The 26,985-nt window shown below is 71.3% G+C and carries 28 protein-coding genes; 7 read left to right on the forward strand and 21 right to left on the reverse strand.

The genetic code is table 11. From position 1 onward, the window contains the following. Nucleotides 1-7 precede the first annotated feature (7 nt). The 8 genes from Air01nite_RS27420 to Air01nite_RS27455 all read right to left on the reverse strand — a co-directional run bounded on the left by Air01nite_RS27420 (nt 8) and on the right by Air01nite_RS27455 (nt 5,041). Nucleotides 8-340: a small basic family protein gene (locus tag Air01nite_RS27420; RefSeq protein ID WP_089243522.1), complete on the reverse strand. Its 333-nt coding sequence runs from the start codon at nt 338-340 to the stop codon at nt 8-10. Continuing rightward, nucleotides 341-1,195, reverse strand: a complete 855-nt coding sequence (locus Air01nite_RS27425) for a DUF881 domain-containing protein (protein ID WP_203706245.1) — start codon at nt 1,193-1,195, stop codon at nt 341-343. It abuts the gene before it with no gap. Between the two features lie 20 nt (nt 1,196-1,215). Further along, nucleotides 1,216-1,821, reverse strand: a complete 606-nt coding sequence (gene clsA, locus Air01nite_RS27430) for a cardiolipin synthase ClsA (protein ID WP_239091004.1) — start codon at nt 1,819-1,821, stop codon at nt 1,216-1,218. A 170-nt stretch (nt 1,822-1,991) separates the two neighbouring features. Further along, nucleotides 1,992-2,768, reverse strand: coding sequence for an alpha/beta fold hydrolase (locus tag Air01nite_RS27435; RefSeq protein WP_203706202.1), 777 nt, complete (start codon nt 2,766-2,768; stop codon nt 1,992-1,994). Nucleotides 2,769-3,056: 288 nt separating this feature from the next. Continuing rightward, nucleotides 3,057-3,389, reverse strand: coding sequence for a type II toxin-antitoxin system PemK/MazF family toxin (locus Air01nite_RS27440; protein WP_239091005.1), 333 nt, complete (start codon nt 3,387-3,389; stop codon nt 3,057-3,059). A 25-nt stretch (nt 3,390-3,414) separates the two neighbouring features. Beyond that, nucleotides 3,415-3,696, reverse strand: a complete 282-nt coding sequence (locus Air01nite_RS27445) for a DUF6510 family protein (protein ID WP_203706203.1) — start codon at nt 3,694-3,696, stop codon at nt 3,415-3,417. 11 nt (nt 3,697-3,707) lie between these two features. Next, nucleotides 3,708-4,472: a ferredoxin reductase gene (locus Air01nite_RS27450; RefSeq protein ID WP_203706204.1), complete on the reverse strand. Its 765-nt coding sequence runs from the start codon at nt 4,470-4,472 to the stop codon at nt 3,708-3,710. Continuing rightward, on the reverse strand, nt 4,442-5,041 hold the full coding sequence (locus tag Air01nite_RS27455) for a sulfite oxidase-like oxidoreductase (protein WP_203706205.1): 600 nt from the start codon (nt 5,039-5,041) through the stop codon (nt 4,442-4,444). The genes Air01nite_RS27450 and Air01nite_RS27455 overlap by 31 nt, the downstream gene beginning before the upstream one ends. A 263-nt stretch (nt 5,042-5,304) precedes the next feature. Between Air01nite_RS27455 and Air01nite_RS27460 the strand changes: the two genes are divergently transcribed. Continuing rightward, a complete protein-coding gene (locus Air01nite_RS27460; protein ID WP_203706206.1) occupies nt 5,305-6,030 on the forward strand; it encodes a hypothetical protein in 726 nt (241 codons plus the stop codon). 521 nt (nt 6,031-6,551) lie between these two features. Here Air01nite_RS27460 and sthA read toward each other — a convergent pair. The 7 genes from sthA to Air01nite_RS27495 all read right to left on the reverse strand — a co-directional run bounded on the left by sthA (nt 6,552) and on the right by Air01nite_RS27495 (nt 15,030). Beyond that, entirely contained in the window at nt 6,552-7,952 is a 1,401-nt protein-coding gene (gene sthA / locus Air01nite_RS27465) for a Si-specific NAD(P)(+) transhydrogenase (RefSeq protein WP_203706207.1), read from the reverse strand. Nucleotides 7,953-7,970: 18 nt separating this feature from the next. Next, nucleotides 7,971-9,008, reverse strand: a complete 1,038-nt coding sequence (locus Air01nite_RS27470; RefSeq protein WP_203706208.1) for a hypothetical protein — start codon at nt 9,006-9,008, stop codon at nt 7,971-7,973. A gap of 715 nt (nt 9,009-9,723) precedes the next feature. Then, nucleotides 9,724-10,179: a MaoC family dehydratase gene (locus Air01nite_RS27475; protein WP_203706209.1), complete on the reverse strand. Its 456-nt coding sequence runs from the start codon at nt 10,177-10,179 to the stop codon at nt 9,724-9,726. Next, nucleotides 10,176-11,348, reverse strand: a complete 1,173-nt coding sequence (locus tag Air01nite_RS27480) for an acyl-CoA dehydrogenase family protein (RefSeq protein ID WP_203706210.1) — start codon at nt 11,346-11,348, stop codon at nt 10,176-10,178. Before Air01nite_RS27480 ends, Air01nite_RS27475 begins: the two co-directional genes overlap by 4 nt. Nucleotides 11,349-11,886: 538 nt before the next feature. Continuing rightward, nucleotides 11,887-12,648 (reverse strand): 3-oxoacyl-ACP reductase FabG, encoded by a 762-nt coding sequence (gene fabG, locus Air01nite_RS27485; protein WP_203706211.1) that lies wholly within the window; start codon nt 12,646-12,648, stop codon nt 11,887-11,889. A 30-nt stretch (nt 12,649-12,678) separates the two neighbouring features. Next, nucleotides 12,679-13,863: a thiolase family protein gene (locus Air01nite_RS27490; protein ID WP_203706212.1), complete on the reverse strand. Its 1,185-nt coding sequence runs from the start codon at nt 13,861-13,863 to the stop codon at nt 12,679-12,681. A gap of 18 nt (nt 13,864-13,881) precedes the next feature. Continuing rightward, nucleotides 13,882-15,030: an acyl-CoA dehydrogenase family protein gene (locus tag Air01nite_RS27495; protein WP_203706213.1), complete on the reverse strand. Its 1,149-nt coding sequence runs from the start codon at nt 15,028-15,030 to the stop codon at nt 13,882-13,884. An 81-nt stretch (nt 15,031-15,111) separates the two neighbouring features. Between Air01nite_RS27495 and Air01nite_RS27500 the strand changes: the two genes are divergently transcribed. From Air01nite_RS27500 to Air01nite_RS27510, 3 genes are read left to right on the forward strand one after another with little or no spacing between them, the layout of a single operon-like run. Further along, the gene (locus tag Air01nite_RS27500; protein ID WP_203706214.1) at nt 15,112-15,795 is read left to right on the forward strand and encodes a TetR/AcrR family transcriptional regulator; all 684 of its coding nucleotides are present in this window, start codon (nt 15,112-15,114) and stop codon (nt 15,793-15,795) included. A 4-nt stretch (nt 15,796-15,799) separates the two neighbouring features. Further along, nucleotides 15,800-17,251: an aldehyde dehydrogenase family protein gene (locus Air01nite_RS27505; protein ID WP_203706215.1), complete on the forward strand. Its 1,452-nt coding sequence runs from the start codon at nt 15,800-15,802 to the stop codon at nt 17,249-17,251. Then, nucleotides 17,248-18,330 (forward strand): alcohol dehydrogenase catalytic domain-containing protein, encoded by a 1,083-nt coding sequence (locus Air01nite_RS27510; RefSeq protein WP_203706216.1) that lies wholly within the window; start codon nt 17,248-17,250, stop codon nt 18,328-18,330. Before Air01nite_RS27505 ends, Air01nite_RS27510 begins: the two co-directional genes overlap by 4 nt. Before the next feature lie 329 nt (nt 18,331-18,659). On the opposite strand, the gene Air01nite_RS27515 is transcribed toward Air01nite_RS27510, so the two are convergent. From Air01nite_RS27515 to Air01nite_RS27535, 5 genes are all read right to left on the reverse strand, one after another. Further along, nucleotides 18,660-19,241: a GtrA family protein gene (locus Air01nite_RS27515; protein WP_203706217.1), complete on the reverse strand. Its 582-nt coding sequence runs from the start codon at nt 19,239-19,241 to the stop codon at nt 18,660-18,662. 409 nt (nt 19,242-19,650) lie between these two features. After that, the gene (locus tag Air01nite_RS27520; protein ID WP_203706218.1) at nt 19,651-20,256 is read right to left on the reverse strand and encodes a TetR/AcrR family transcriptional regulator; all 606 of its coding nucleotides are present in this window, start codon (nt 20,254-20,256) and stop codon (nt 19,651-19,653) included. Beyond that, nucleotides 20,253-21,005, reverse strand: coding sequence for an SDR family oxidoreductase (locus tag Air01nite_RS27525; RefSeq protein ID WP_239091006.1), 753 nt, complete (start codon nt 21,003-21,005; stop codon nt 20,253-20,255). The genes Air01nite_RS27520 and Air01nite_RS27525 overlap by 4 nt, the downstream gene beginning before the upstream one ends. Then, nucleotides 21,002-22,078 carry an acyl-CoA dehydrogenase family protein gene (locus tag Air01nite_RS27530; protein ID WP_203706219.1) on the reverse strand — a complete coding sequence of 359 codons (1,077 nt, stop codon included), beginning with the start codon at nt 22,076-22,078 and terminating at the stop codon, nt 21,002-21,004. The genes Air01nite_RS27525 and Air01nite_RS27530 overlap by 4 nt, the downstream gene beginning before the upstream one ends. After that, nucleotides 22,075-23,265, reverse strand: coding sequence for an acyl-CoA dehydrogenase family protein (locus Air01nite_RS27535; protein WP_239091007.1), 1,191 nt, complete (start codon nt 23,263-23,265; stop codon nt 22,075-22,077). The genes Air01nite_RS27530 and Air01nite_RS27535 overlap by 4 nt, the downstream gene beginning before the upstream one ends. A gap of 175 nt (nt 23,266-23,440) precedes the next feature. Here Air01nite_RS27535 and Air01nite_RS27540 point away from each other — a divergent pair, with 175 nt between their 5' ends. From Air01nite_RS27540 to Air01nite_RS27550, 3 genes are all read left to right on the forward strand, one after another. Beyond that, a complete protein-coding gene (locus tag Air01nite_RS27540; protein ID WP_203706220.1) occupies nt 23,441-23,863 on the forward strand; it encodes a TOBE domain-containing protein in 423 nt (140 codons plus the stop codon). Between the two features lie 14 nt (nt 23,864-23,877). Beyond that, the gene (locus tag Air01nite_RS27545) at nt 23,878-24,510 is read left to right on the forward strand and encodes a maleylpyruvate isomerase N-terminal domain-containing protein (RefSeq protein WP_203706221.1); all 633 of its coding nucleotides are present in this window, start codon (nt 23,878-23,880) and stop codon (nt 24,508-24,510) included. A 99-nt stretch (nt 24,511-24,609) separates the two neighbouring features. Next, nucleotides 24,610-25,710 (forward strand): acyltransferase family protein, encoded by a 1,101-nt coding sequence (locus tag Air01nite_RS27550; protein WP_239091008.1) that lies wholly within the window; start codon nt 24,610-24,612, stop codon nt 25,708-25,710. On the opposite strand, the gene paaK is transcribed toward Air01nite_RS27550, so the two are convergent. Continuing rightward, the gene (paaK, locus tag Air01nite_RS27555) at nt 25,707-26,981 is read right to left on the reverse strand and encodes a phenylacetate--CoA ligase PaaK (protein WP_203706223.1); all 1,275 of its coding nucleotides are present in this window, start codon (nt 26,979-26,981) and stop codon (nt 25,707-25,709) included. The two genes, Air01nite_RS27550 and paaK, sit on opposite strands and share 4 nt — an antisense overlap. Nucleotides 26,982-26,985: the final 4 nt, after the last annotated feature.

Below are 26,985 nucleotides of genomic sequence, written 5' to 3' on the forward strand. Positions count from 1 at the left end.
CTCCCGCTCAGGCCCGGAACAGGTGTCGGCGGATCGCGGCCACGTTGCCGAAGATGCGAACCCCGAGGACGACCACGACGCCGGTGGACAGCTGCCCGCCCACGCCGAGCTGGTCGCCGAGGTAGACGATCAGGGCGGCGACGAGCACGTTCGAGATGAACGAGATCACGAACTGCTGGTCGTCGAAGATGCCGTCGAGCTTGGCCCGGACGCCGCCGAACACCGCGTCGAGGGCCGCGACGACGGCGATCGGCAGGTACGGCTCCAGCCAGCCGGGCACGGTCGGGCCGAACACGAGGCCGAGGACGACACCCACGACGAGGGCGAGAACGGGGATCATCTAGCCGCCTCCGGACGGTTTCGAGGAGGTGCCGCTCGGCGTCGGCGTGGCGCTGGCCGGCGTCGGACGGGTCGCGTAGTTGAGCTGCGGCTCGGTGGCCGCCGGCAGGTTGAGGTCGTCGGCGCGGCGCGTGTCGAAGCCGATGTGCTCGGCGTCGGCGACCTTGCGCATCAGCGCCGCCGCGGTCGTGTCCCGGAACTTGTCCTCGAGGTCGCTGTCGCCGATCGCCCGGATCTCGTACGGGCTGGTGACCGGCCGGAAGTCGACCAGGATCGCGCCGCCGGCCTTGCGGATCGTCGAGGTCGCGGTCAGCCGCTGGTCGTTGATCGCGATCGCCTCGGCGCCGGACGCCCACAGCGCGTTGGTCACGAGCTGCAGGTCGCGGTCGAAGATCCGGCCGAGGTCGTTGGCGTCGCCGCCCTCGTCGACGTCCGGCGAGTCGGCCAGGCGGACGACCAGCCCGTCGCCGCTGACGCGGCGCAGCCCGGTGGCGGCCTCGGTGTCGCGCCGCTGGGCGGCCTGGTCGGCGCCGAGCGCGGCGTCGCGTTCGCGGGCCACCTCGTCGCGTAGTCGGTCGGCCTGGGCGCGCAGGCTGTCGGTGGTCTCCTGGCGCTGCTTGATCTGGCTGACCAGGTCGGCCCGGGCCTGGCTGCGGCGCGGCTCGTCCTCGACGGTCTGCCGGTAGGCCACGGCGAACAGCACGCCGATCAGCCCGGCGACCAGCACCGCCGTGGTCCGCCGGGCGCCCTGCCGCCACCCCGTCGGCGGGCCCTCCTTGGCGCGGCGGGCGGCCGCGTCCGCGTACCCGGGATCAAGGGGGTTGCTGAAGAGCTCGGATAGGAAGTCCGGCGACATCCAGCGGTGCTTGTTGTCGGTCACGCCGGCTCCCGCGTCGCCTGTTCCCGGCCCGCGCGGATCACCCGGGCGGCCTGGCCGACGTAGAGGAAGCCGGCGAGCCAGTACAGGACGATGCCCCACCAGGCCAGACCCCAGCCGACCGCGGCGGCGCCGGTGGCGATGGCGGGCACGGCGTGGCCCAGCAGCAGCACCGGGAAGGCGGCGAGCAGGATGAAGGTGGCGGTCTTGCCGAGGTAGTGCACCTGCGGCGGGCCGAAGCCGTTGCGGCGCAGCACGGCCAGGCAGACCAGCATCATCAGCTCGCGGGCGACCAGGGCGGTGGTGAACTCCCAGGGCACGATCTCGCGGTAGGTGAAGGTGACCAGCACGGCCAGGATGTAGAGCCGGTCCGCGGCGGGGTCGAGCAGCTCACCGAGGCGGCTGACCTGGCCGAGCTTGCGGGCCACCCAGCCGTCGACCCAGTCGCTGCTGCCGCCTACCGCCAGGACGATCACCGCGGCCAGGTCGTGCTGCGGGCCGATCATCAGCCACATGAAGACCGGGACGCCGAGGAGGCGCAGGAAGCTGATCAGGTTGGGCAGGGTGAGGACACGATCGGTCGCGACGGTGGGCGTAGCCGACACCGTGAGCCTCCTCAACCGCGACGGGCCTCCCCTGGCACTGGCTCGGCAGTGCCGCCCACCACCAGCGACCGCGGACGGACGCGGAGGGCGTGCGGGACCAACCCCCTGATCATTGGCGGTGCCACTATATCGACCCTGTCATGACACGCCGAGCCGGCGTGCGTCACGCGTCATCGGGCGAGCAGCGCGTCGATCTCCGCGGTGATCTCGTCGGGGCGTTCCAGCGGGAGGAGGTGGCCGGCGCCCTCGATCGTCGTCAGCCGGGCGCGGGCGATGCCGTCGGCCAGCATCCGAGCGATCTCCGGGTAGTCCGGCGCGTCGGCGTCACCCACCGCGACCAGCGTCGGCGCGTCGATGACGTGCAGCAACGTCGATGGCCGTGCGGTGTCGTCGGGGAGTTCGAAGGATTCGGTCACGGTCTGGTTTGCCAGACTTGTCCGCATCGCGGGCGCGACCTGGTCGGCGAGCTCTCTCAGCTCGGGTGACCATTCGCGGCGCGGGCCGCGCACCCACATGTCCAGGTTGAGGGCGAGCGCGCCGTCGATGTCGCCGGCTTCGAGCAGTTTGCCCTCGGCGGCGCCGTAGTCCCGGACGTCCTGTCCCCACTGCCAGCCGGAGACGGGGGCGGCGAGGAGGCCGAGGTGGGTGACCCGGTGGGGCCATCTCGTGGCGAACTCGAGGGAGATGTAGCCGCCGAGCGAGTTGCCGATGACGGCGGCCCGCTCGATCCCTCGCCCGTCGAGCAGATCGGCCAGGTCGTCGCGGTGGCGGAAGCCCTGGGTCGGCGGTGGGGTCTTTCCGAATCCCCGCAGGTCATAGCGGATGACGGTGTGGGTCCGCGCCAGCCGTGCGGCCACCTGGTCCCAGGTGCGGTGGTCGGCGACCCCGCTGTGCACCAGCACCACCGGCGGCCCGTCACCTTCGACGACAACCTCAATGTCCGACAAACGACACTCCTCGATCGAGCGACACATTCCGGCGGCCAGTAGACCCCAGCGCCGTCCCGCGCACGACCGATTTACCGCGAACCGAATCGCATGATCGTTCCGATGAAGAGGGTATGAGAGCACCCCACACGTCGTGCGCATCGCGCGCCGGGACCGCCTTCGGGCTTGCCACCTCGGACCTGGCTCGACGCGGAGCGAGATTTGTCCGGCGGGAGCGACGGTCGTGCCGCCGACGGACCCGGGCAAGAGAAACCGTGATCAACCGGACGGCGCGCAACCGCCTGGGTTTCAGAGGTCGAAGAGCTCGCGGAGGGCGGTGGCGATCTTCGCCATGCTGGCGCCGGTGAGGAGGCCGAGGCGTTCGGCGCCGATGGCGGCCGGGAGGCGGCGCATGCGGTTGAGGACGACCACGCCGGAGATCGGGTCGGTTTCGGCAAGCGCGATGGCGAACGGGGGCAGGTCGCCGGGGTCGCCGCGCTGGCGGACGACGGGCGCGCAGAACGGGGCGGCGCCGGGGCGGTCGTTGTGTGCTTCCGAGGAGAGGACCACCACGCGGTAGCGCAGATCGGCGCGCTGGCCGATCGTCCACACCTCGCCTTGTTTCAACGAACGCTCACCCACCAATCACCGCCGATCGTACGGCCCCTCAGGCCCGTTCGGTGGGTGCCGCCAGTGGTATTTCGAGCGCGAGCACACCGCGGAGGTCGAGCCACGCGCGGTCCGGGCCCCGGACCAGGCGCATGTTGACTTCCTGACAGCTCGGGCAACGGGCGACCATGCCGGCCGCGTGGTCGTACACGTGCATCTGCGCGACCATCTTCCGGTCGCCGCAGTGCGCGCAGGTGCTCTGTGCCATCGACATGTCGACGGCGAAGATGTCCATCAACGGCCCGGCGATGGCGTTGCCGTCGACGTAGAGGTCGGACATCGGTTCCTCCCTCAGGTTCCGGTGGGCCCGAAACGTTCGGTCTTGACCTTGCGGGGGTCGTGCCCCTGTGCGACGAGGATGTCGGCCACCGCCTCCACGAAGCCGGTCGGGCCGCAGACGAAGCACGCCGGCATGAGGTCCGGCGGCCAGCCGTGGGTGGCGACGGTCGCGAGCTTGAGCCGGCCCACCTCGCCGGGCCAGTCGGGCGGAGCTTCCCGGGTGTACGCGTACGCGATGTCGAGCCCCATGTCGTCGCGCACCCGCGCCCGCAGCTCGTTGGCGTAGAGCATGTCCTCCGGCGTCCGCACCGAGTAGATCAGCCGGAACGGGATGCGGCTGCCGGCGGCCTTGCGGGCCCGGACCATGGCCATCAGGGGCACGACGCCGGACCCGCCGGCGACCAGCACCACCGGATCCGGGTCGGTGTCCCGCCAGACGAACCAGCCGCCGATCGGCCCGCGGATCTCGATCGGGTCGCCGACGCCGAGGCCCTCCAGCAGATATGGGGACACCTCCCCGTCGTGGACCCGCTGTATGGTCAGCTCGATCCGGTCGCCCTCCGCCGGGCTGGCGATGGAATAGCTGCGCTCGGTCGAATAGCCGTCCTCAGCCGTCAGCTTGATGTCGACGTGCTGCCCCGGCAGGTGGCCGGGCCAGTCGGGCACGTCGAACACCAGCGTCGCGGCGGAGTCGGTCTCGCGCCGGCGCTCGGTCAGCGTCGCCACCCGCCATTGCAGGCGGCCGCTCAGTCGCCTTGGTACCGCTGCTCGCGCCATGGGTCACCGTAGTCGTGGTAGCCGGCTGTCTCCCAGAAGCCCGGTTCGTCGGCGAGCATCAGCTCCAGGCCGCGGACCCACTTGGCGGACTTCCAGAAGTACAGGTGTGGAACCAGCAGTCTGGCCGGTCCGCCGTGCTCGGGCGGGAGCGGCGCGCCGTCGTACTGGTAGGCGATCCAGGCCTGCCCGTTGAGAAGATCTTCGAGGGGCAGGTTGGTGGTGTAGCCGCCGTACGAGTGCGCCATCACGTAGTCGGCCGCGGTCTCCACGTCGGCGAGCAGGGTCTCGACCGGCACGCCCTTCCAGTGGGTGCCGAGCTTGGACCATTTCGTGACGCAGTGGATGTCCTTGGTGATGTCCTCGGACGGCAGGCTGGTCAGCTCCTGCCAGGACCACTGCTTGCGCTGCCCGATCTCGGTGGTGACGACGAACTGCCAGGAGTCGAGGTCGATGCGGGGTGTCGGGCCGGCGGAGAGCACGGGGAAGTCGTGGGTGAGGTACTGCCCAGGCGGCAGCTTGGTGTCCCCCGATCCGCGGCGGCCGAAGAAGCCCGGTGAGACGATGCCCATCCCCAAAGTCTTACCAGGCTTGATCCCCGCCCGGGGTGATCCAGACCATCCGTCGTGAAGTCGACCGCCGGGTGTGGCCGCGACGGATTGCGGCGCTTTCCGTGCTCGCGGCCTGGCGTCTGCGTGGTTGTCTCCCTCGTTGGCGTCTCATCGTCGGGCGTGGCACACCCTCTAAGGCATCCTAGGATGGGCGTTTCCCGTCGTATCAGGATGCGGTCCGTCGTCCTCGTGTCTTGTGCAGGTGACGTTTCGAGGAGGACCAGATGACGACGATGACGCCGGCGCGGCCGGCGACGACACCCAGAGACGACTACACCCGCTCGTACCTGTCGGTCCGCACCGGCATCGGCGTGATCGGCGTGACCCTCCCGGTCCTGCTGATGGTCGGCGACTATCTTTTCCTGCCCAGCGGCGACGTCCCCCGCAGCTCGCTGAGCGCCTACTACCACACCGGAATGCGCGACGTCCTCGTCGGCGCATTGTGCGCGGTGGCCGTGTTCCTGGTGACGTACATGATCAGTCAGCCAGGCTGGGACAACCTCCTGAGCACGGTGGCGGGCCTGGCCGCCTTCGGCGTGGCCCTGTTCCCCACCGCGGGCCGCTCCCCACTGACACCGCTCCAGAGCGCGTGGGGCGAGAACCGGGTAAGCCTGATCCACTTCATCTGCGCCGCGATCTTCATCCTGTCGCTGGCGGTGATCAGCCTGCGCTTCGGCCTGGCCGAGTCGCCGAGCCGCCGGGGCCGGAGGTGGCTCCACATAGGATGCGCCTTGATGATCGTCGCCGCGGTGGCCTTCATGCTGCTGACAAACGCCCTGCACAGCTTCGCCACCCACTCGATCTTCTGGGGCGAGACGATCGCCACGTGGTCGTTCGGTCTGTCGTGGCTGGCCAAGAGCAAGCTCGGCGCCCCCTCCGACGGCGTGTCGACAAGGGGCGTGTTCCTCCGGAGGCGGTCGAGCGCGAACAGGACACCGGACTGGACCTGAGGCGCCGAACGTGGCCCTGTGGTCACGAGGTCGCGGGTCGCCTACGCCTCAGGTGCAGGCATTCCGGACGGCTTTGGACGCTGACTGCAATCGGCAGAAACTCTCCACCCACGGCATCGGCGGACCGACAGCCACTGCGCCCACGGCATCGGCGGACAGCCATTGACCGTGCCCACGGCGTGGCAGCGGACCAGCCAGTTCCCACGGTCGCCGAGCCGCGAGCAGCGAGCCGAACGCTGACGACCACCCAACCACGAACTGACAGCCGAGCCCGGCGACCGCCTCACGTGCGCCGCGACGTCCAGCGCCGGTGCGGGCGCCGCGGCGGTGGACGGCGGCGGCCAGCACCGGGGCGAGCAACCACATGCCGCCAGACGGCGGCGACGAGCCGCAGGCGGTCGGGGTTGTCCTCCAACCGCGCGCAAGCACCTGCCGGCGGCTGGTCCGCGTCGCTCGCGCGGACCGGGTTCGACCCCGGCCGGCCTCGTGCTCTGTTCGGTGTGCGCGACCTTATGCCGGCGTCATTGGAGGCGGGATAGGTGGCGCATCTTGTTCATGGCGTCCAGGGCCGCGACCTTGTAGGCCTCGGCCAACGTCGGATAGTTGAACACCGCGTCGACCAGGTAGTCGACCGTGCCGTTGCAACCCATGACGGCCTGGCCGATGTGGACGAGTTCCGTGGCGCCCGTGCCGAAGATGTGGACGCCCAGGAGGCGGCCGTCCTCCGGCGCCACCAGGAGCTTGAGCATGCCGTAGGAGTCGCCGATGATCTGGCCGCGGGCCAGCTCCCGGTAGCGGGCGATGCCCACCTCGAACGGGATGCTCTCCGCGGTCAGGTCGTCCTCGGTGCGGCCGATGAAGCTGATCTCGGGGATCGTGTAGATGCCGATCGGCTGCAGTGCCGGCATCGCCCGGACCGGCTCGTCGCAGGCGTGGTGCGCGGCCAGGCGGCCCTGCTCCATCGACGTCGAGGCGAGCGCCGGGAAGCCGATCACGTCGCCGACCGCGTAGATGTGCGGCACCGCCGTGCGGAAGTGCTCGTCGACCGTGAGCCGGCCACGCGCGTCGGCTGACAGGCCCGCGGCGGCCAACTCCAGGTCGGACGCCGTGCCCTGTCGGCCCGCGGAGTACATCACCGTGTCGGCGGCGATCTTCTTGCCGCTCTCGAGCACCGCGACGGCGCCCTCCGCGTAGCGCTCGACGGACGCCACCGACTCGCCGAAGCGGAAGGTCACCGCCAGGTCGCGTAGGTGGTATTTCAGCGCCTCGATCACCTCGAGGTCGCAGAACTCGAGCATCCGGTCGCGCCGCTCGACGACCGTGACCTTGGTGCCGAGCGCGGCGAACATCGACGCGTACTCGATGCCGATCACGCCCGCGCCGACCACCACCATCGAACGCGGCACGCGCTCGAGGTTGACGATGCCGTCGGAGTCGATGATCGTGCGCTCGTCGAACTCGACCGACGACGGCCGCGCCGGACGGGTGCCGGACGCGATGACCACCTTGGCCGCGCTGGCGTGCGACTCGCGGCCACGCGCGTCGGTCACCGTCAGCGTGTTGGGGTCGGCGAACTTGCCGAAGCCGCTGAGCAGCGACACCCGGTTGCGCGTGAGCTGGTTGCGGATGACGTCGATCTCACGCCCGATGACGTGCTGCGTCCGCGCCGCGAGATCCGCGACCGTGATGTCGTCCTTGACGCGGTAGCTCTGCCCGTACATCTCCCGTTGGTTGAGGCCCGTCAGGTAGAGCACGGCCTCGCGCAACGTCTTGGACGGGATGGTGCCGGTGTTGATGCACACCCCGCCGATCATGTTGTCGCGCTCGACAACCCCGACCCGCCGGCCCAGCTTGGCCGCCGCGATCGCCGCCTTCTGCCCGCTCGGGCCCGAACCCAGCACCAGCACGTCGAAGTCGTACATGCGATCAGTCTGACAGTCTCACGTTAAGTTTTGGGATCTCGGATTTCGCCTGTGGACAGCGAGCTCCCGGATCCGGCGCCGTGGCCTCTCCCGACCGCTCCGCTCGGGCGGGCGTCGTTTCCAGACCTTCGTGAGTACGGCCTTCAGCTTCTCGACAAGGTAGTCACGCGCCAGCCCCGCGCAGGTCAGGACGACAAAACTCAGGATCCACGGCAGGTATCCCCAGCTGCCCAGGTCGTAGAGCTGCCGTCCGGCGGGATTGCGCCACGCCGAACCCAGGATCTCGAAGGCGACGCTTTCGCTCAGCACGTCGAGGCTGATCGCGGACGACTCGAGCCGCCCACCGCCCGGAAGCCCGCTGGTCTTCGCGGTAGCCGGGTCCGTCTTCCCGACGGCTCCCTTCGGGGCCGTGATGGTCACCGACGATCCGTCGGCCGGCCGAAGACCGAAGACCTCACCGCCGGGTTCGACGTGCGCGAGCCCGATGTCGACACGGAAATCGACGGGTACGACGTCGAAGAGACCAGGATCCTCGTGCGGCACCGTCCTGCTCCGCGCGTAGACCGGCGACCCGTCAACCTGCGCCGACTGGCTCCAGCCGGCCGGCATCACCAGCCGCGCCGCCAGCGACCCGCCGGGCTCCGGCTGACCGACGGTCCTACCGATGTTGGTCTCGCAAGCGCTGTCGCAAATGACCGTCTCGCGCAACGTGGTGGTCGAACCCGACGTCTCGATCTCGGCGACGTAGCGGATCGACACCGTGGGCAGCGCCATGGACGAGTTCGGCCCCTGAATGGCGTAGAACCAGCCGATGCCGCACCCGACAGCGATCAGCACCGCGATCCAGATCCGAGTCAACCGCCACCTTCGGCGACGGTAATGATCGGCTTGGTCCACTTCGGACGCGGTGTCCTGGTCGCCCCCGGTGTGGCGCCGGTGTCCCAGCGAGGTGAACCTGCCGAACGGTAGGGAGGCCGCAACCACACCGAGGACGGCCGCGCCCGCGAAGAACGCCAGGTAGTCGAGCCGGACCAGCGCGAGCAGGCCGGTGACCACGAGGAGCAAACCAAGCACCAACGCGTATCGCCCGCGTCGCCCGGACCGCGAACCAGCGGCAGCTACATCCATAAGACGGTCAATTCACATCGATCCTGCAGCGGTACGGGGGTGCGCCTAGCCGACGGACGGCCGCCCGCACGCCCGTACTGTGCCGTGATGCCACCCTCAGCGGCATGGCATATGTCGGCTAATCGACACCAATCGCCGACGCCGGCAGCCACCGAGTCGCACGTTCGCGTCAGCCGCCACGAACTCGGCCCGCCACCCGCTGGCAACCGAACACCGCCGCAGCCCGCGAAGCCGCCGAGTCGCACGTCCGCGTCAGCCGCTACAACCTCGGCCCGCCACCCACTGCCAACCGAACACCGCCCCAGCCGGCGAAGCCGCCGAGTCGCACGTCCGCATCAGGCAACACAACCTCAGCCCGCCACCCACTGCCAACCGAACACCGCCGCGACCAGCGAAGCTGGCGCGCCCGAGGCCGTCGCACCCACCGATCGACAGCACCAGCCAACGGAGGCACATCGCGAACCCGGCAGACCAGGCTGCCGCCGCCAGAGAAGTCTGATTCACCGTGACCTGAAGATGGCCTCCTGAATGGCTCTGACGTTGGGTTTGGCCGCCGCCGCGGCCGCGTCGCTGAGGCGCGTCTCGGTCGGCCAATCCAGCAGGCTGGCCTGACTCTCCGGAGGCGACGTCGTGGCAGCAGACGCTAGACGTATAGGCGGCTGACCGTTTCCGCGACGCAGACAGGCTTGTCGCCCGCGTTGCTCTCGACGGTCACCTTCGCGACGAGTTGGACGCCGCCCGCGACAGGATCGACGGCGGCGATCTCGGCGCGGACCCGGACGGCGGTGCCGACCCGGACCGGAGCCGGGAAGCGCACCCGGTTGAGGCCGTAGTTGACGCCCATCCGCGTGCCCTTGACCGCATAGAGGGCGCCCACCAGCGACGGCAGCAGCGACAGCGTCAGGAAGCCGTGTGCGACCGGGCCGCCGAACGGTCCCTGCGCGGCCCGTTCCGGGTCGATGTGGATCCACTGGTGGTCGTCGGTGGCGTCGGCGAAGAGGTTGACCCGGGACTGGTCCACCTCGAACCACTCCCCTGGGCCCAGGGTCTCTCCGACGGCGGCGGCCAGGTCCTCCACCGATGCGAACTCGCGTTTCATGCCAGGTGTCCTCCGATTTCGGTGTATCCGCGGAGCAGGTCGCGGGAGATGATCAGCCGTTGCATCTCGTCGGTGCCCTCGAAGATGCGGAGCAGACGCATCTGCCGGTACCAGCGTTCGATCGGCAGCTCGCGGGTGTAGCCCATGCCGCCGTGGATCTGCAGCACGCGGTCGACGACGTCGTTGACCATGCGTGCGCCGTACAACTTGGCCATCGACGACGCGTGCCGCGCGTCGGTGCCCTGGTCGACCGTCCACGCCGCACGCAGGATCAACCAGCGCGCGGCCTCCAGCTCGGTCTCGGAGTCGGCGATCATCCACTGGATCGCCTGGTTGGTGGCCAGCGTCTTGCCGAATGTCTCGCGGGTGTTGGCGTGCTCGATCGCCATCCGCAGCGCCCGCTCGGCGACACCGACCGCGTGCGACGGGATGATGTAGCGGCCCTTGCCGATCCACTGCATGCCGAGCGCGAAGCCCTGGCCGACCTCGCCGAGCACGTTGCGCCCCGGCACCCGCACGGACTCGAACACCAGCGACGCCGGCCCGCCCTCGCCCATCGTCGGGATGAACTCCGAGCGCCAGCCCATCGACCGGTCGACGAGGAACGCGGTGCTGCCACCGGCGCGTACGTCCTGGTCACGATCGGAAACCGCCACCACGATCGCGAAGTCGGCGTCGTTGCCGTTGGTGATGAAGGTCTTCTCGCCGTCGAGAACCCAGTCGTCACCGTCACGGCGCGCGGTCATCCGGATGTTGGCGGCGTCGGACCCGGCGCCGGGCTCGGTGATCGCGAAGCAGGAGATCCGGTCACCCTCGATCGTGGGTACGAGGTATTCCGCCTTCTGCTCGTCGTTGGCGAAGAAGAGGATGTTGTCGGCCTCACCACCGAACCGGAACGGCACCCACGACCGGCCGATCTCGGTCCAGATCAGCGACTGCATGACGGCGGGCAGGTCCATGCCGCCGTGCTCCTCCGGCGTCGCCAGCCCCCAGAACCCGAACGCTCGCGCCTTGCCCTGCAGCTCACGCAGCTCGTCGAGCCGCAGGCCGGGTTCGTGCGCCCGCTCGCGCCGAAGCACCTCCTGCTCGAGCGGCATCACCTCTTTGCGGATGAACGTCCGGGCGGTCTCCCGGATCGCCTTCTCCTCGTCGCTCAGTGCGAAATCCACGTTGGTCCTCCCCAGAACCGAACCTTTGCGATCGATCAGGTACGAGCCAAGCCCGCGCAACCGGACCCTGCCGCCCGCCCCGCCGCCGAAGCCGGACCACGGGAGCGGCCGCCCGACCCGCGATCCAGCGGCTACCTCTACAGCGACGACACCGACAGGTCCGCCAGCGGCGGACAGCGACCCCACCCCAACCGCCCATGCAATCCCCGACGCCGCGCCGACGCGGCACGCCATCCGCGCATCCCGCGACCAACCCGGAACCCACCCCCAGCCGCCCGTGCAATCCCCGACCCCGCGCCGACGCGGCACGCCATCCGCGCATCCCGCGACCAACCCGGAACCCACCCCCAGCCGCCCGTGCAATCCCCGACGCCGCGGTGAAGCGGCAGGCCAGCCGCCCAGGTCGCGAGTCGGCCCGTGGCATGAGCCGGTCCGCGCTCACGGCGTCACCTGCCGCCGCGGTTCGCGGCGGCAGGGCCGGCGCGAGCCGCCAGGTCGCGGCTGGCGGTCGGAGCGTGAAGGTCTCCATCGGGTCGGCCTAGCGCGCGCCGCCGTTGACGTACAAGGTCTGGCCGCTTACGTAGGCCGCGTCGTCGCTCGCCAGGAAGGCGATGACCGCGGCGACCTCCTCCGGCTGGCCCACGCGGCGTAGTGGGGTGACCTCGGCGGCCATTCGTTGGTGGTCTTCCGGTGCGGCGCCGACGCGGGTGGCGGTGGCGGCGGTCATGGCTGTGGCGATGTAGCCCGGCGCCACCGCGTTGACGTTGATGTTGAACGGGCCCAGCTCGATCGCCAGCGTCGCCGTCAGGCCCTGGACGCCCGCCTTGGCGGCCGCGTAGTTGACCTGGCCCCGGTTGCCCAGCGCCGACCTGCTGCTCAGGTTGACGATCTTGCCGTAGCGGGCCGCGACCATGTGTTTCTGCACCGCCTGGCAGCAGTGGAACATGCTGGTCAGGTTGGTGGTCAGCACCGCGTCCCACTCGGCGGCCGGCATCTTGAACAGCATGTTGTCGCGGGTGATGCCGGCGTTGTTGACCAGGATGTCGATCCGGCCGTGCTCGCCGGCCACGGCCTCGACCATCGCGGCCACCGACACCGGGTCGGTCACGTCGCAGCCGTAGCCGATGGCCACGCCGCCCGCGGCCTTGATCTCGTCGGCCGCGGCCGCGCTGCGGTCGGTGTCGAGGTCGACCACCGCGACCCGGGCGCCCTCGCTGGCCAGCCGGCGCGCGGTCGCCGCCCCGATGCCCTGCGCGGCTCCCGTCACGATCGCCACCCGATCGGCGAACCTTTCGCTCATCTCAAAATCTCCCTGCTCATTACGGTCTTCTCAGCGTTCAACGAGGACGGACGTGCCTTGGCCGACGCCGACGCACATCGTGGCCAGGCCGCGCCGTGCGCCCGTGCGGTGCATGCGGTGCAGCAGCGTGGTGAGGATGCGTGCGCCGGAGCAGCCCAGCGGGTGGCCGATCGCGATCGCGCCGCCGGACGGGTTGACCAGCTTCTCGTCGATGCCCAGCTGGTCGACCACCGCGAGCGCCTGCGCGGCGAACGCCTCGTTGAGCTCGGCGGTCTCGATGTCGTCGAGGCTCCAGCCGCGGCGCTCGAGGACCCGGCGGGTCGCCGGCACCGGACCGATGCCCATCACGTCGGGGTGGACGCCGGCGCTCGCGCCGCCGACCCAGCGGCCCAGCGGCTCGACGCCGAGCTCGCCCAGAGCCTCTTCGCTGACCAGCACCAGCGCGGCGGCGCCGTCGTTGAGCGGGGACGAGTTGCCCGCGGTGACCGTGCCGTCCTTGCGGAACACCGGCTTGAGCTTGCCCAGCTTCTCGATCGTGGTGTCTGACCGGATGCCCTCGTCGGTCTCGATCGTCGCGCCGTCGGGCAGCGTCACCGGCAGCAGTTCGGCGGCGAAGTCACCGGCCGCGGTCGCCGCCGCGGCGGCCTGGTGGCTGCGCAGTGCGAACGCGTCCTGCCGCTCGCGCCCGATGTCGTAGCGGCGGGCCACCTCCTCGGCCGTCTCACCCATGCTCAGCACGCCGTGCAGCTCGCGCATCCGCGGGTTGACCAGCCGCCAGCCGAGCCGGGTATCGAAGATCTCCATGCCGCGCGGGAGGCCTTCCTCGGGCCGCGGCAGCACGAACGGCGCCCGGCTCATGGACTCTGACCCGCCGGCGACCACGACGTCGGCGTCGCCGGCCGCGATCGCCCGGGCCGCGCTGGTCACGGCCTCCAGACCGGACGCGCAGAGCCGGTTGAGGGTGGCGCCCGGCACCGTCTCGGGTAGGCCCGCGAGGAGCACCGCCATCCGCGCGACGTTGCGGTTGTCCTCGCCCGCCTGGTTGGCGGCGCCCCAGTAGACGTCGTCGACCCGTGCGGGGTCGAGCGCCGGGAGGTCGGCGAGGACCCCCGACAACGCCCGCGCGGCGAGGTCGTCGGCGCGGACCGCCGACAACGCGCCACGCAGGCGTCCGATGGGTGTACGCCGCGCCGCGGCGAAGTAGACCGGTCGCATTGCTCTGCCTGACCTTTCTCAGAAGGCGGCGACGCCGGTGAGCGCCCGCCCGATGAGTAGTTGCTGTATCTCGCTCGTGCCCTCGTAGAGCGTGGTTACCCGGGCGTCGCGCAGGTATTTGCCGACCGGGTATTCGTCGATGTAGCCGTAGCCGCCGAACACCTGCAGCGCACGGTCGGCGGCGCGGACCGCGGCCTCGCTGGCGAACAGCTTGGCCATCGACGCCTCGGTGCCGAACGGCTGGCCGCGGTCAATCAGGTCGGCGACCCGCCAGACGAGTAGTCGCGCCGCCGCGGTGTCGACGGCGATCTGCGCAAGATGGCGCTGGACCAGTTGGTGGCCGGCGATCGGCTTGCCGAACTGGGTGCGCTCGCCCGCGTAGCGCACCGCGGCGTCGAGGCAGGCCTGTGCCAGCCCGACGCAGCCGGCGGCGAGCGACATCCGGCCCTTGTCGAGCGTACCCATGGCGATCTTGAAGCCCTGGCCCTCGGCACCGACCCGCGCGGCGTCGCTGACGCGTACACCCTCGAAGGTCAGCTCTGCCGTTGCCTGACCGCGGAGGCCGAGCTTGCCACGGACCTCGCGGCGGGTCAGGCCCGGCGTGTCGGTCTCGACCAGGAACGCGGTGACGCCGCGCGGGCCCGGACCGCCCGTGCGCGCGAAGACGAGCGCGACGTCGGCCCAGGTGCCGTTGGTGATGAACAGCTTGGAGCCGGTGAGCAGCCAGTCGTCGCCGTCGCGGAGCGCGCGGGTCTCGAGATTGGCCGCGTCGGAGCCGGTGCCGGGCTCGGTCAGCGCGAAACAGCCGAGCGCGGTGCCGGCGCAGAGCCGGGGTAGCCAGGACGAACGCTGGTTGTCGGATCCGTGTGCTGCGATGGTCTTCGCCACGAGACCCAGCGAGACCGAGACGATGCCCCGCACCGACGAGTCGCCCCGACCGAGCTCCTCGAGCACAAGGCAGTAGGTGAGATGGTCGCCGCCCGAGCCGCCCAGCTCCTCGGGGATCGTCAGCCCGAGGAAGCCCAGGTCACCGAGGCGTTTGACGATCGTGCGGTCGACCGCCTCGCGCCTGTCCCACTCCGCGGCGTGGGGCGTGACCTCGCGGGCGACGAACTCGGCGGCGAGCGCACGGCTCGCCTCGTGCTCGGGTGACAAGTTGAGGTCCACGCGAATAAACTAACGGTGGTAGTTTTAGTCTGTCCAGACCGGCACGGCGAGTTGTGCATAACCCGGAGAGGAGTTGCCACGATGCCCCGACCGCGTCAGGCGCTGCTCACCCGGCAGCGCATCATCGACACCGCGGCCGAGCTGATCGACACCGAAGGGCTCGACGCGGTGTCCACCCGACGGCTGGCGGCGCAGCTCGGGGTCCGCGGCCCGTCGCTCTATAACCACTTCCCCAACAAGGACGCGATCCTCGACGCGGTCGCCGACGAGATCACCGCCGACGTCGACATCGGCTGCTTCGCCACCCACGAGTGGCCCGACGCCCTGCGCGTCTGGGGGCGGTCCTACCGGGCGGCCCTGGCGGCGCACCCGCACATCGTCCCGCACCTAGCCCGCGGGCCAGGGCGGCGGCCGCGCGCCCTGGCCATGGCGGACGCGGTTTACGGCGGCCTCGTCCGGGCCGGTTGGCCACCGGCGCGGGCGACACACATCGGCGCGCTCATGCGCTACCTGGTGGCCGGCTCGGCGCTGGGCTCGTTCGCCCGCGGTTTCGCGTCCGACCCGGCGATCTACATCTCGTCGGACTACCCGCACCTCGGGCAGGCCCACCGGTTGGCGGCACACCAGCACGAGGTCGACGAGGGCGCGTTCGAGCTTGGGCTCGAAGCGGTCATCAGGGGCCTCCAGATCACGTATGAAGAGGTGGTCGGTGGCGCGCACCACCGGCCACACGGCACCGAAAGCTCCGCACCCACCCGGAGGTAACGCGATGGACCAGACCGACGCCGGCCGCGCAGCGGCGCGGGTGGCGGACCGCGACCGGCTCTACGTCGACGGCGAGTGGGTCGCCCCGCTCGACGCGCTACCGATGCCCGTGCAGGATCCGGCGACCGAGGAGGTCGTCGCCCAGGTGCCTGCTGCCGGCAGCGCCGACGTCGACCGCGCGGTAGCGGCGGCAAAAGCGGCGTTCGACTCCTGGGCCGGTCTGTCCCCGGGCGCCCGCGCCGATCACCTCGACCGGCTGCACGCCGCGCTGAGTGCGCGGGCCGAGCAGGTCGCCGCGACGATCGCGATCGAGGTCGGCACGCCGATCAAGGTCGCCCAACGGGTGCAGACCGGCCTGCCGCTGACGGTGCTCGCCGGCTACGCGGCCCGGGCGCGGGACGGGTTCGATCCGGAGACGATCCGAAACTCGCTTGTCGTACGCGAACCCGCCGGTGTCGTCGGCGCGATCACGCCGTGGAACTATCCGATGCACCAGGTGGTGGCCAAGGTCGGCGCGGCGCTGGCGGCCGGCTGCACGGTGGTGCTCAAGCCCGCCGAACTGACGCCGCTCACCGCCTTCCTGCTGTTCGACGCGATCGACGAGGCAGGCCTGCCGCACGGCGTGGTCAACCTGGTCACCGGCTCCGGCCCGGTCGCCGGTGCGGCGCTGGCCGCGCATGCCGACGTCGACGTCGTCTCGTTCACCGGCTCCGCGGCGACCGGTGCGGCGATCAGCCGCCTGGCCGCCGACCGGATCGCGCGGGTGACGCTCGAGCTGGGCGGCAAGTCCGCCAACGTGATCCTGCCCGACGCCGACCTGGCCAAGGCGGTCAAGGTCGGGGTCGGCAACGCGTTCCTCAACGCCGGGCAGACCTGCACCGCGTGGACCCGGATGCTGGTGCACCGCGCGGCCTACGAGGAGGCGGTCGAGCTCGCGGCGAAAGCGTCCGCCGGCTATGTGACCGGCGACCCGTTCGACCCCGTGACCCGGCTCGGCCCGCTGGTCTCGGAACGCCAGCGCGACCGGGTGCGCACCTACGTCGACAAGGGCCTGGCCGACGGCGCCCGGCTGGTGTCCGGCGGTCCCGACGCGCCGGTCCCGGCCCGCGGGTGGTTCGTCGCTCCGACGGTGTTCGCAGACGTCGACCCCGATGACACGATCGCCCAGGAGGAGATCTTCGGGCCGGTCCTGTCGATCATCCCGTTCTCCGACGACGACCACGCGGTCGAGATCGCCAACAACTCACGATATGGCCTGGCCGGGGCGGTCTGGTCCGCCGACGAGGACCGCGCGATGGCGGTGGCTCGCCGGATGCGCACGGGCGCGGTCGACATCAACGGCGGGGCGTTCAACCCGTTCGCGCCGTTCGGCGGCTACAAGCAGTCGGGCGTCGGCCGTGAGCTCGGCGAACACGGCTTGGCGGAGTTCCTCGAAACCAAGACGATCCAGCGATGAAGGCACTGATCGTTTCGGCGGCGGGCGAGCAGCCGCGGATAGCCGACGTGGTGCTGCCGCCGGTTGGTCCCGGCGAGGTGCGGGTCCGGATCCGCGCGGCCGGGGTGTGCCACTCCGACCTGTCGATGGTCAACGGCACGCTGGCGCCGTCCTACCCGCTGGTGCTCGGCCACGAGGCGGCCGGTGTCGTGATCGAGGTGGGTCCCGAGGGCGCCGGCGGTCCGGTGGCGGTCGGCGACCACGTGGTGCTCAACTGGGCACCGCCGTGCCGGGAGTGCTGGCACTGCACGCACGGCGAGCCGTGGCTGTGCGCCGAGGGCGGCCGCCCGTCGGTGCCGCGAGGCCATCTGGCCACCGGCGAGGCGACGCACGTGACGTTGGGGCTGGGCGCCCTCGCGGAGGAGGTCGTGGTGCCGAGCCACGCCGTGGTGCCGGTTCCGGCCGACATACCCGCCGACGTGGCGGCGTTGCTCGGCTGCGCGGTGCTGACGGCGACGGGCGCGGTCAACCGGACGGCCGAGGTGCGCGCGGGCCAGTCGGTGGTCGTCATCGGCCTCGGCGGTGTCGGCCTAGCCGCGCTGATCGCGGCGCGCTCCGCCGGCGCCGACCCGGTCATCGGCGTCGACCTGAACGAGGCGAAACGCGACCTGGCCGTCGCCGCGGGCGCCACCCATTTCCTGGTCTCGGACGACACGACCGCGAAGGGGGTACGCGCCCTGACCGGCGGTCGCGGCGCCGACCACGCGATCGAGTGCGCCGGCCGCGCCGTGACCATCGGGACGGCCTGGCGCGCGACCCGCCGCGGCGGCCAGGTCACGGTGGTCGGCATGGGCGCCAGGAATGACATGGTCAGCCTGAGCGCGCTCGACATCTTCCATTCGGCCCGCACCCTGCGGTCGTCGGTCTACGGCTCGTCGGACCCGGACCGGGACCTACCGGCCCTGGCCGCCGCGGTCCACGACGGCACGGTCGACCTGACGCCGCTGATCACGGACCGCATCTCCCTGGAGGCGGCGCCTGATGCTTTCGACCGCATGTCCCGCGGCCTCGGCGCCCGCTCCGTGGTCCTCTTCGACTGAGCTGAAGGCCGGACGGGAAGTCAACGCGCCAGCGCCTGAGGCTCGCAGTCGGCGACGTCAGACCAGGCCCAGGCGTGGTGCCTGCGGCTGGGAGCGCCGCCAACGCGCCGCCACCCCGGGCGGTTTCGTCAAGCGGGTGGGCCTCGACCACGCGCGCGGTCGGGGGGACAACAGCGGGAGCCGCCGCGGCGCGCTACCCACCGTTGTCGGGATACAGCCGGTGGCGTGGCGGCAGCGGAAGTCGGCCAGCCCGGCGCTGCTGTAAGTGATTACGGCGGGCGCTTCCTTTCGCCGGGCGAGGGCTCGTTGCGCGCCGCCGACGCGTCGGCCTAAGCGACTCTGCGGTCCGGCACGTCGGCCGGAGGCTCGACCACGCGCGAGCGGACCGCTGCTGCTCGGTTTCGCCGTGAGAGCTTGGATGAGCGCGCGTCGGCCTGCGGGAAGACCCACTTGCGGTAGGCCCAGAGGCGGAACACCATGGCCAGCAGCGTGCCGATGATCATGCCCCAGACGAAGTCGGAGATCTCCTGGGCCGTGCGGGAGACGTGCGGGGTCTGGAGGGCGAAGGCGTAGCGGGCCAGGTAGAGCGGCGCCGAGTTCAAGGCGATGCCGATGCCGTTGATGACGATGTAGAGCGCCAGCTCATGATGGGCCCGGCGGCCACCGCGGGTGCGGAAGGTCCACTCGCGGTTGAGGGCGTACGAGACGAACGCCGCGATGATGGTGGCCAGCGTCAGGGCCGTGACCGGCTTGGACGGGAAGACCGTTACCTTGAGCCCGTAGTTGATCACCGCGGTCAGGATCCAGCAGAAGCCGCCTACCGCGAGGAACTTGACTGCCTCGCGGCGCCGGAACAGGTGCTTGCGCAGCGGTGGCGGCAGCGTCCGCAGCAGTCGGCCGGTCAATCGCACCGGCGCACTCTAGCGGCTTGGTCTGGGTTTCGCCTGAATGCGGCCGGCGTGGTGCGCCGCCAACGCGGGACTGCGGATTCCGTCCGTGACCGCCACGCGCCGCGAGCCCTCACGCGCCGCGAACCGCCACACGCCACGACCCCCTACTCGCCGCGAACCACCATGCATCGCGAACGGCCTGGAATCGCGAACCGTCACGCGCCACCAACCGCCACGCGCCACGAACCCGCACGCGCCGCGAACCCGCACGCATCGCGAAACCGCCACGCGCCACGAACCCGCACGCGCCGCGAACCGCCACGGAACGCGAACCGCCACGCACCGCGCCGGGATCCCCGTCACCACCGCCTCCACTACGGGGGCACGCCGGCACGGGAATCCTGAGGCCGCGCCCACCGAGCTCGAACCGCTAGCCCGCGGCCGTAAGCAACGCCGTGATCGTGCGGGTCATCACCGTCTCGGCCTCCGTGGCCGACAGGGAGAGTCCGTCGCGGAGCATTGACCAGGCCGGCCACATCGAGGCCGCCATGACCGCGTTGCGTAGGGTCTGGCCGTCCGGGCCCGCGAACTCCTCGGCGAACAACACGTCCACCTCCTCGCGCAGCCAGGCGACGTGTTTCTGGCGGTTGCGGCGTAGTTGCGGCGAGAACGGCTCTCGCATCGCCGCCGCCCGGGCCGGGGCCGCGATCAGTTGCAGCAGGCGCGCACGCTGGTGGCAATAGGCCGCGATCCGATCGGCCCGCGGCAAATCCGGGGGTACGGGCTTGAAAGCCGCGTCGTACGTCTCCAGCACCCGCGCGCCCGACGCCTCGAACAGGGTCTCCATGTCCTTGAAGTTCGTCCACAGTGCCCGCAGCGACACCCCGGCCCGCTCCGCGATCCGCTCCCCCGTCGGGCGCAGGTCGCCCTCGCCGATCAAGGCCAGGTGCGCGTCCACGATCGCCGCCCGCGTGCGTTCCGCCCGTGCCGTTCGACCGTCCACCCGCTCCGCGGGCTCGCCCGGCGCCGCCGTCATGCGCCACGTCCCGTCAGCGTGACCCCGCCGTCGATCACCAGCGTCTGGCCCGTGATCCAGGCCGCCTCGTCCGACGCCAGGAAGGCCACCGCCCCCGCGACGTCGTCGGGGATGCCGAGCCGCCCGAGCGGATACGCCGCCGCGACAGAAGACTCTCGGCCCTCGTACAGCAGCGTCGCGAACTTGGTCTTCACCACCGCCGGCGCCACCGCGTTGACCCTTACCTGCGGCGCCATCTCCACCGCCAGGCAGCGCGTCAGGTGCTCCAGCGCCGCCTTCGTCACCCCGTAGAACGAGATACCGGGCGGCGGCACCCGGCCGCCCACCGACGACACGTTGACCACCACACCCGGCCGAGGCGGGCCCGCGAACGCGGCCTGCACCCACCCGAGCGCCGACAGCAGGTTCACTTCGAAGATCTTCCGCGCGGCACCCAGATCCAACTCCAGCAGCGGGCCGAACACCGGGTTGATGCCCGTGTTGTTGACCAGGATGTCGACCGGGCCGAAAGCCTCGACCACCGCCGAGACCGCGTCGGAACGATGCACCGGGTCGTCGGACCGGCCGGCCACGCCCAGCGCCACCGCCGGGCCGCCCAACGAAGCAACAGCCAAGGCCAGCGGCTCCGGTTTGCGCGCCGTCACGCAGACCTTGGCGCCCGCGGCCGCCAGGCGGGCCGCGACCGCCAGGCCGATGCCCCGGCTCGCGCCGGTGACCAGCGCGACCTTGCCCGACAGGGATGCCGTCACGACGCCTCCAACGGCAGGTCGACGAGGGTGGCCAGGCGGGCCCGGTGCCGGTCCGGTGAACCGTACGCCACCGAAGTGGCCTTGGCCCGCTTGAGGTACAGGTGCGCCGGGTGCTCCCACGTGAAGCCGATCCCGCCGTGCATCTGGACGCACTCCTCGGCCGCCCGCACCGCCACCTCCGACCCCACGATCTTGGCCAGCGACGCCGCCACCGACGCGTCGTCTCCGCCCGACGCGAGGTCCGCCACGGCGTACGCGACCACCGAACGGGCCTGGGTCAGCTCCACCCACAGGTCCGCGAGCCGGTGCTTGAGCGCCTGGAACGAACCGACCGGCCGCCCGAACTGAAGCCGCGACCGCAGATGAGCCACCGTCGTGTCGAGGCACCACGACGCGAGACCGACCTGCTCCGCGGCCATCAGCGTCGCCGCGACCCGCAGCGCGCACGGCACCGCCGAAAGCGAGGCGACCAGCCGGGCCGGCGCGGCGGTGAACTCCAGGTCGCACAACGGCCGGGTCTCGTCCAAGGACATCACTCGGGTACGCCGTGCCGCCGCACCGTCGACGGCGTAGAGACCGTCCTCGCACGGCACCAGCAGCAGCCCGGCGCCCAAGGCGTCGGCGACGCCGCGCACCGTCCCGTTGACGACTCCAGCAGAGACGGGCAGCAGCCGGGGCGCCGACCACAACCCGTACGGAACGGCCAGCGCCGCGGTCAGCTCGCCCGATGCCAGCCGCCCCAACAGCGACGGCTCCTCACCGAGGCCGAGTGCCGTCGTCGCGACCACCGCGCTCGAGAGATACGGCACCGGCGCGACGGCCCGGCCCAGCTCCTCGACCACCACGGCCGCCGCCCGCCATTGCGCACCCGAACCGCCCTGCGCCTCGGGCACGAGCAGCCCGGCCAGCCCCATCCCGGTGGCCACGGTCCGCCACAGCTTCGGGTCGAACGCGTCGCCACCGCCGGACACGAACGCCAGCACCGACTGCCACGGGCATTCGGCCGAGAGCATCTCGCGTACGCCGGAGCGAAGTTCCCGCTCGTCCGCGGACTCCAGCAGCTCGTCGCTCATCGCGGCAGATCCTTCCACGGGACGCGGGTGTCGACCCGCGGCTCGGCGGGCAGGCCCAGCACCCGCTCGGCGATGATGTTCCGGAGCACCTCGGAGGTGCCGCCCTCGATCGAGTTGCCCTTGGCCCGCAGGTAGCGGTAGCCCGGGTCGCGGCCGGTGAAGTCGACCTCCTCGGGCCGGCCCATCGCCCACGAGTCCCGGCGCAGCCCCTCGTCGCCCAGCAGGTCCAACTCGGCCGCCGAGATCTGCTGGTTGAGCGTCGCGAACGAGAGCTTCACCGCCGAGCCGTCCGGCCCGGGCGCTCCCGCGGCCAACTGCTGCCGGACCCGCAGGCCGGTCAGCCGGGCCGCCTCGGCCCGCACCCAGAGCCGCATCACAGTGTCGTGGAGGCCGGGGGTGCGCCGCGCCGGGTTGTCGCGCCACGCCTTGGCGAGGACGCCGATCATGCCGCCCTCGCGGGGCAGCGCGCCACCGCCGATCGACACCCGCTCGTTCATCAGCGTGGTCTGCGCGACCTTCCAGCCCTCGCCGACCTCACCGAGCCGATGCTCGTCGGGTATCCGTACACCGGTCAGGTAGACCTCGTTGAACTCGGCCTCGCCGGTGAGCTGGCGCAGCGGGCGCACTTCGACGCCGGGTGCGGTCATGTCAAGCACGAAATAGGTCAGACCGGCGTGCTTGGGCAGCGAAGGGTCGTGCCGGGCGAGCAGGATGGCCCAGCGCGCGACGTGCGCCATCGAGGTCCACACCTTCTGGCCGTCGAGCACCCAGTCGTCACCGTCGCGGCGGGCGCGGGTGCCCAGCCCGGCGAGGTCGGAGCCGGCGCCGGGCTCGCTGAACAGCTGGCACCACACCTCCTCGCCGGTCCACAACGGACGCAACCAGCGCGCCCGCTGCTCGGGGGTGCCGTGGGCGAGCACGGTCGGCGCCGCCATCCCGAGGCCGATCCCGATCCGCCCCGGCCGGTTGTCGGGCGCGCCGGCCGCGGCGAACGCCTCGTCGACGACCGGCTGCAGGGCCCGACCCGCGCCGAGGCCGCCGAGCCCCTCGGGGAAGTGCACCCAGGCCAGCCCGGCGTCGAACCGGGCGCGCAGGAACGCGAGCCGACCCGCCGAAGCCGGGTCGTGGGCGGCCAGGAACTCCGAGATCCGCGACCGCAGAGAAGCCTCGGTGATCAGCGACGCCATCGCGCCCCCTCGTCCAGCGAACAAGAATTTGCACTCACACTGCAATCTACGGGCCGAGCGGCGACAAAGCCATCCGCAGCCTGGGCCAGGGGTGTGTCGCGCGGTTTGGCGTTCGCGCCCGAGGGGAGGATGGTGGGGGACAAACGCATACCAAAGATCGCGAATGGACAGGCTAATGCGACTGAGCATCCGCAACCAGCTCGACGGCACCATCCTCTCGGTGTCCCGCGGCGAGGCCATGGCCTCGGTGAAGGCGCAGCTCGCCAGCGGGCAGGAGCTGACCGCGGCGATCACCCGGGAAAGCGCCGACGACCTCCAGCTGATCGCCGGCCAGCAGGTCACCATGCTGGTCAAGTCGACCGACGTCGCGCTCGCCACGGGCGCGGTCGGCGACCTGAGCATCCGCAACCAGCTCCCCGGCCGGATCACCTCGCTGACCGGCGGCGCCGCGATGACCACGCTCAAGGTGGCGGTCGACGGCGGCGGCGCGCTCACCGCGGTGGTCACCAACGACGCCGTCAACGACCTCGACCTCAGCGAGGGAGACGAGGTGCTCGCCCTGGTCAAGGCCACCGAGGTGAGCGTGGCGATCGACTAGCTATCGTCGGGGGCATGCATAGCGGCGCCTACCTCGAGGCGGCGGCCATCGCCGTCGACCTGCTCGCCGACCCCGCGGTGGACGAGCGCTGGGCCGGCCCGAGCGCTCTGGCCGACTTCAGCGTCGGTGGGCTCGCCGGCCACCTCGCCCGCCAGATCCACCTCGTCGCCGCGCTGGTCGACGCCGACGTCGCCGACCAGGAGCCGCGCGACCTGCTCGCGCACTACGGCGCCGCGGCCTGGCTCGGCGAGGACGCCGACGCGCCCGCCAACGTGGCGATCCGCGCCCAGAGCGACGAGTTCGCCGCGGGCGGGCATGCGGCCGTCCTGGCGCAGGCCCGCGCCGAGCTCGCCACCCTCGAAACCCGACTGCCCGAAGCAAACAAAGACCGGCCGACCCTGCTCCCCTGGACCGGCTGGGCGCTGAGATTCGACGACCTGCTGCTCACCCGCATGATGGAGATCGCCGTGCACAGCGACGACCTCGCCGTCAGCGTCGGGGTGCCGACCCCGGCCTTCCCGGCGCGGGTCATCACGCCGGTGCTGGGCCTGCTGACCGAGCTGTCGGTCGCCCGCTACGGCCAGACCGCCGTGCTGCGCGCGCTCAGCCGCCGCGAGCGCGCGCCGGAGACCATCTCGGCGCTGTAAGTTACGGCTCGTTCGGGTGCGATGACCGACCGGACGGCCGTCGCCCGCCGGGAGTACCAACAGCCCACACCGGACGCCGGACGCCGCTACCGTCGGCCGGTGACCGTGAGTGAGGACGGCTGGGTCGGGCCGCCACGCCATCGCACCGTGACCGCGACCGCGACAGTGCCGCTGCCGGCACCCGCCGAAACCGGCAACGGCCGCGACCGCTGGTTCGATCTCCTGCGCGCCGCCGCCCTCGTCCGCGTGGTGCTCTACCACCTGTTCCCGGTGGCCTGGCTGGGCTTGGGCTACCCCGCCATGGGCGTGATGTTCGCGCTCGGCGGCTCGCTGATGGCCCGCTCCGTCGACCGCTCGGCCGCCCGCGCGGTCCGCAGCCGGCTGCGCCGGCTCCTGCCGGCCCTGTGGGTGCTCGGCGCGGTGATCGTACCCGCGATGCTCGTCGTCGGTTGGGACGACCACCCGACCTGGCCGACGCTGCTGTTGTGGCTGCTGCCGGTCGCCGACCCACCGTCGACCGAATGGGCCGCGCCCGTCAGCGGCATCCTTTGGTACCTGGTCACCTACCTCTGGCTGGTGGTCCTCTCCCCCGCCCTGCTCGCCCTCTATCGCAAAGCCCGCATTTTCACCGCGCTCGCCCCGCTGGTCCTGCTGCCGCTCTACGAGCTCGCCCCCTGGCCGTTCGGTGACCGCGCCGCCTCGGTGGTCGAGAACGTGCTGACCTTCGCCGCCTGCTGGGTGCTCGGCTTCGCGCACCGCGACGGCGACCTACGCCGGTTGAGGTTCCCGCTGGTCCTGGTGGTTTCCGCGATCACCACGAGCGCCGCGATCGGCTGGGCGGTCACCAGCGGCACCGACCTGGAAGACAGCCCGGTGGCGTACGCGGTCTACTCGATCGGTTTCGTGCTCGTCCTGCTGCGCCTGGCGCCGAGAATGGACTGGCTCGCCCGCCATCGCCGCACCGACAAGACGGTGACCCTGCTCAACTCGCGCGCCGTGACCATCTACCTGTGGAACAACGCCGCGATCACCGCTGCGTTCCCGGTCGGCGACCTGCTGCAGGTGTGGGTGGTCGGCGACACCGTGGCCGAGGTCGGGTACGCCGCGATCGCCCTGTGGCTGCTCGCGCTGATCGTCATCCACGTCGGCTGGGTGGAGGACCTGGCGGCCCGTCGCCGCCCGCGCCTGTTGCCCATCTAACGGTTGTCGACGATCCGCCGCATCTTGCCCATCGAGCGCTCGACCTGGTCCGGCTCCAGCACCTCCACCGCGATCGTCACGCCGATCCGCGACTTGACCGCCGATGCCAGCGCGCCGGCGGCCGCCGCGGCCCGGTCGGGCGCCGCGTCCGGCCGCCGCTCGACCCGCACGGCCAGCTCGTCAAGGCGCCCCGAACGGGTCAGCACGCACTGGAAATGCGGCGACAGCTCGGGCGTACCCAGGATGAGCTCCTCGATCTGGGTCGGGAAGAGGTTGACCCCACGCACGATCATCATGTCGTCGGTGCGGCCGGTGATCTTGGCCATCCGGCGCATCGGGCGCGCGGTGCCGGGCAGCAGCCGGGTCAGGTCGCGGGTGCGGTAGCGCACCACCGGCATCGCCTGCTTGGTCAGCGACGTGAACACGAGCTCACCGAACGAGCCGTCCGGCAGCACCGCACCGGTCAGCGGGTCGATGATCTCCGGGTAGAAGTGGTCCTCCCAGATGTGCGGGCCGTCCTTGGTCTCCACGCACTCGTTGGCCACGCCCGGCCCCATCACCTCCGACAGGCCGTAGATGTCGACCGCGTCGATGCCGAGCCGCTCCTCGATCTCGCGGCGCATGTCCTCGGTCCACGGCTCCGCGCCGAGGATGCCGACCCGCAGCGAGGTCGAGCGCGGGTCGACGCCCTGCCGCTCCATCTCGTCGACGATCGCGAGCAGGTAGCTGGGCGTCACCATGATGATCGACGCCTCGAAGTCCTGGATGAGCTGCACCTGGCGCGGCGTCATGCCGCCCGACACCGGCACCACCGTGCAGCCGAGCTCCTCGGCGCCGTAGTGGGCACCGAGCCCGCCGGTGAACAGGCCGTAGCCGTAGGCGATGTGCACGACGTCGCCCGGGCGCCCGCCGGCGGCCCGGATCGACCGGGCCATCAGCGTGGCCCAGGTGGCGACATCTTCCTTCGTGTAGCCGACCACCGTCGGCCGCCCGGTCGTGCCCGACGACGCGTGCACCCGCACGACCTGCTCGCGTGGCACGGCGAACATCCCGAACGGGTAGTTGGCCCGCAGGTCGTCCTTGCTGGTCGTCGGGAACGCCGCGAGGTCGTCGAGGGACTTCAGATCGTCCGGGTGTACGCCGGCCGCGTCGAAAGAAGACCGGTAGTGCGGGACGTTGTCGTACGCGTGCCGCAGCGACCAGCGGAGTCGTTCCAGCTGGAGGGAGCGCAGCTCGTCGACCGACGCCCGCTCGATGGGTTCAAGCGGCATGCCG

Source organism: Asanoa iriomotensis, assembly GCF_016862515.1.
Taxonomy (GTDB): domain Bacteria; phylum Actinomycetota; class Actinomycetes; order Mycobacteriales; family Micromonosporaceae; genus Asanoa; species Asanoa iriomotensis.

Bases quoted from the DNA above. Each gene is read 5' to 3' on its own strand.
- Air01nite_RS27450 (WP_203706204.1), bottom strand. From the start codon at position 4,472: ATGGCGCGAGCAGCGGTACCAAGGCGACTGAGCGGCCGCCTGCAATGG.
- Air01nite_RS27420 (WP_089243522.1), bottom strand. From the start codon at position 340: ATGATCCCCGTTCTCGCCCTCGTCGTGGGTGTCGTCCTCGGCCTCGTG.
- Air01nite_RS27520 (WP_203706218.1), bottom strand. From the start codon at position 20,256: ATGACGGCGGCGCCGGGCGAGCCCGCGGAGCGGGTGGACGGTCGAACG.
- sthA (WP_203706207.1), bottom strand. From the start codon at position 7,952: ATGTACGACTTCGACGTGCTGGTGCTGGGTTCGGGCCCGAGCGGGCAG.
- Air01nite_RS27545 (WP_203706221.1), top strand. From the start codon at position 23,878: ATGCATAGCGGCGCCTACCTCGAGGCGGCGGCCATCGCCGTCGACCTG.
- paaK (WP_203706223.1), bottom strand. From the start codon at position 26,981: ATGCCGCTTGAACCCATCGAGCGGGCGTCGGTCGACGAGCTGCGCTCC.
- Air01nite_RS27425 (WP_203706245.1), bottom strand. From the start codon at position 1,195: ATGTCGCCGGACTTCCTATCCGAGCTCTTCAGCAACCCCCTTGATCCC.
- Air01nite_RS27500 (WP_203706214.1), top strand. From the start codon at position 15,112: ATGCCCCGACCGCGTCAGGCGCTGCTCACCCGGCAGCGCATCATCGAC.
- Air01nite_RS27535 (WP_239091007.1), bottom strand. From the start codon at position 23,265: ATGGCGTCGCTGATCACCGAGGCTTCTCTGCGGTCGCGGATCTCGGAG.
- Air01nite_RS27540 (WP_203706220.1), top strand. From the start codon at position 23,441: ATGCGACTGAGCATCCGCAACCAGCTCGACGGCACCATCCTCTCGGTG.
- Air01nite_RS27475 (WP_203706209.1), bottom strand. From the start codon at position 10,179: ATGAAACGCGAGTTCGCATCGGTGGAGGACCTGGCCGCCGCCGTCGGA.
- Air01nite_RS27490 (WP_203706212.1), bottom strand. From the start codon at position 13,863: ATGCGACCGGTCTACTTCGCCGCGGCGCGGCGTACACCCATCGGACGC.
- fabG (WP_203706211.1), bottom strand. From the start codon at position 12,648: ATGAGCGAAAGGTTCGCCGATCGGGTGGCGATCGTGACGGGAGCCGCG.
- Air01nite_RS27530 (WP_203706219.1), bottom strand. From the start codon at position 22,078: ATGAGCGACGAGCTGCTGGAGTCCGCGGACGAGCGGGAACTTCGCTCC.
- Air01nite_RS27510 (WP_203706216.1), top strand. From the start codon at position 17,248: ATGAAGGCACTGATCGTTTCGGCGGCGGGCGAGCAGCCGCGGATAGCC.
- Air01nite_RS27460 (WP_203706206.1), top strand. From the start codon at position 5,305: ATGACGACGATGACGCCGGCGCGGCCGGCGACGACACCCAGAGACGAC.
- Air01nite_RS27455 (WP_203706205.1), bottom strand. From the start codon at position 5,041: ATGGGCATCGTCTCACCGGGCTTCTTCGGCCGCCGCGGATCGGGGGAC.
- Air01nite_RS27445 (WP_203706203.1), bottom strand. From the start codon at position 3,696: ATGTCCGACCTCTACGTCGACGGCAACGCCATCGCCGGGCCGTTGATG.
- Air01nite_RS27505 (WP_203706215.1), top strand. From the start codon at position 15,800: ATGGACCAGACCGACGCCGGCCGCGCAGCGGCGCGGGTGGCGGACCGC.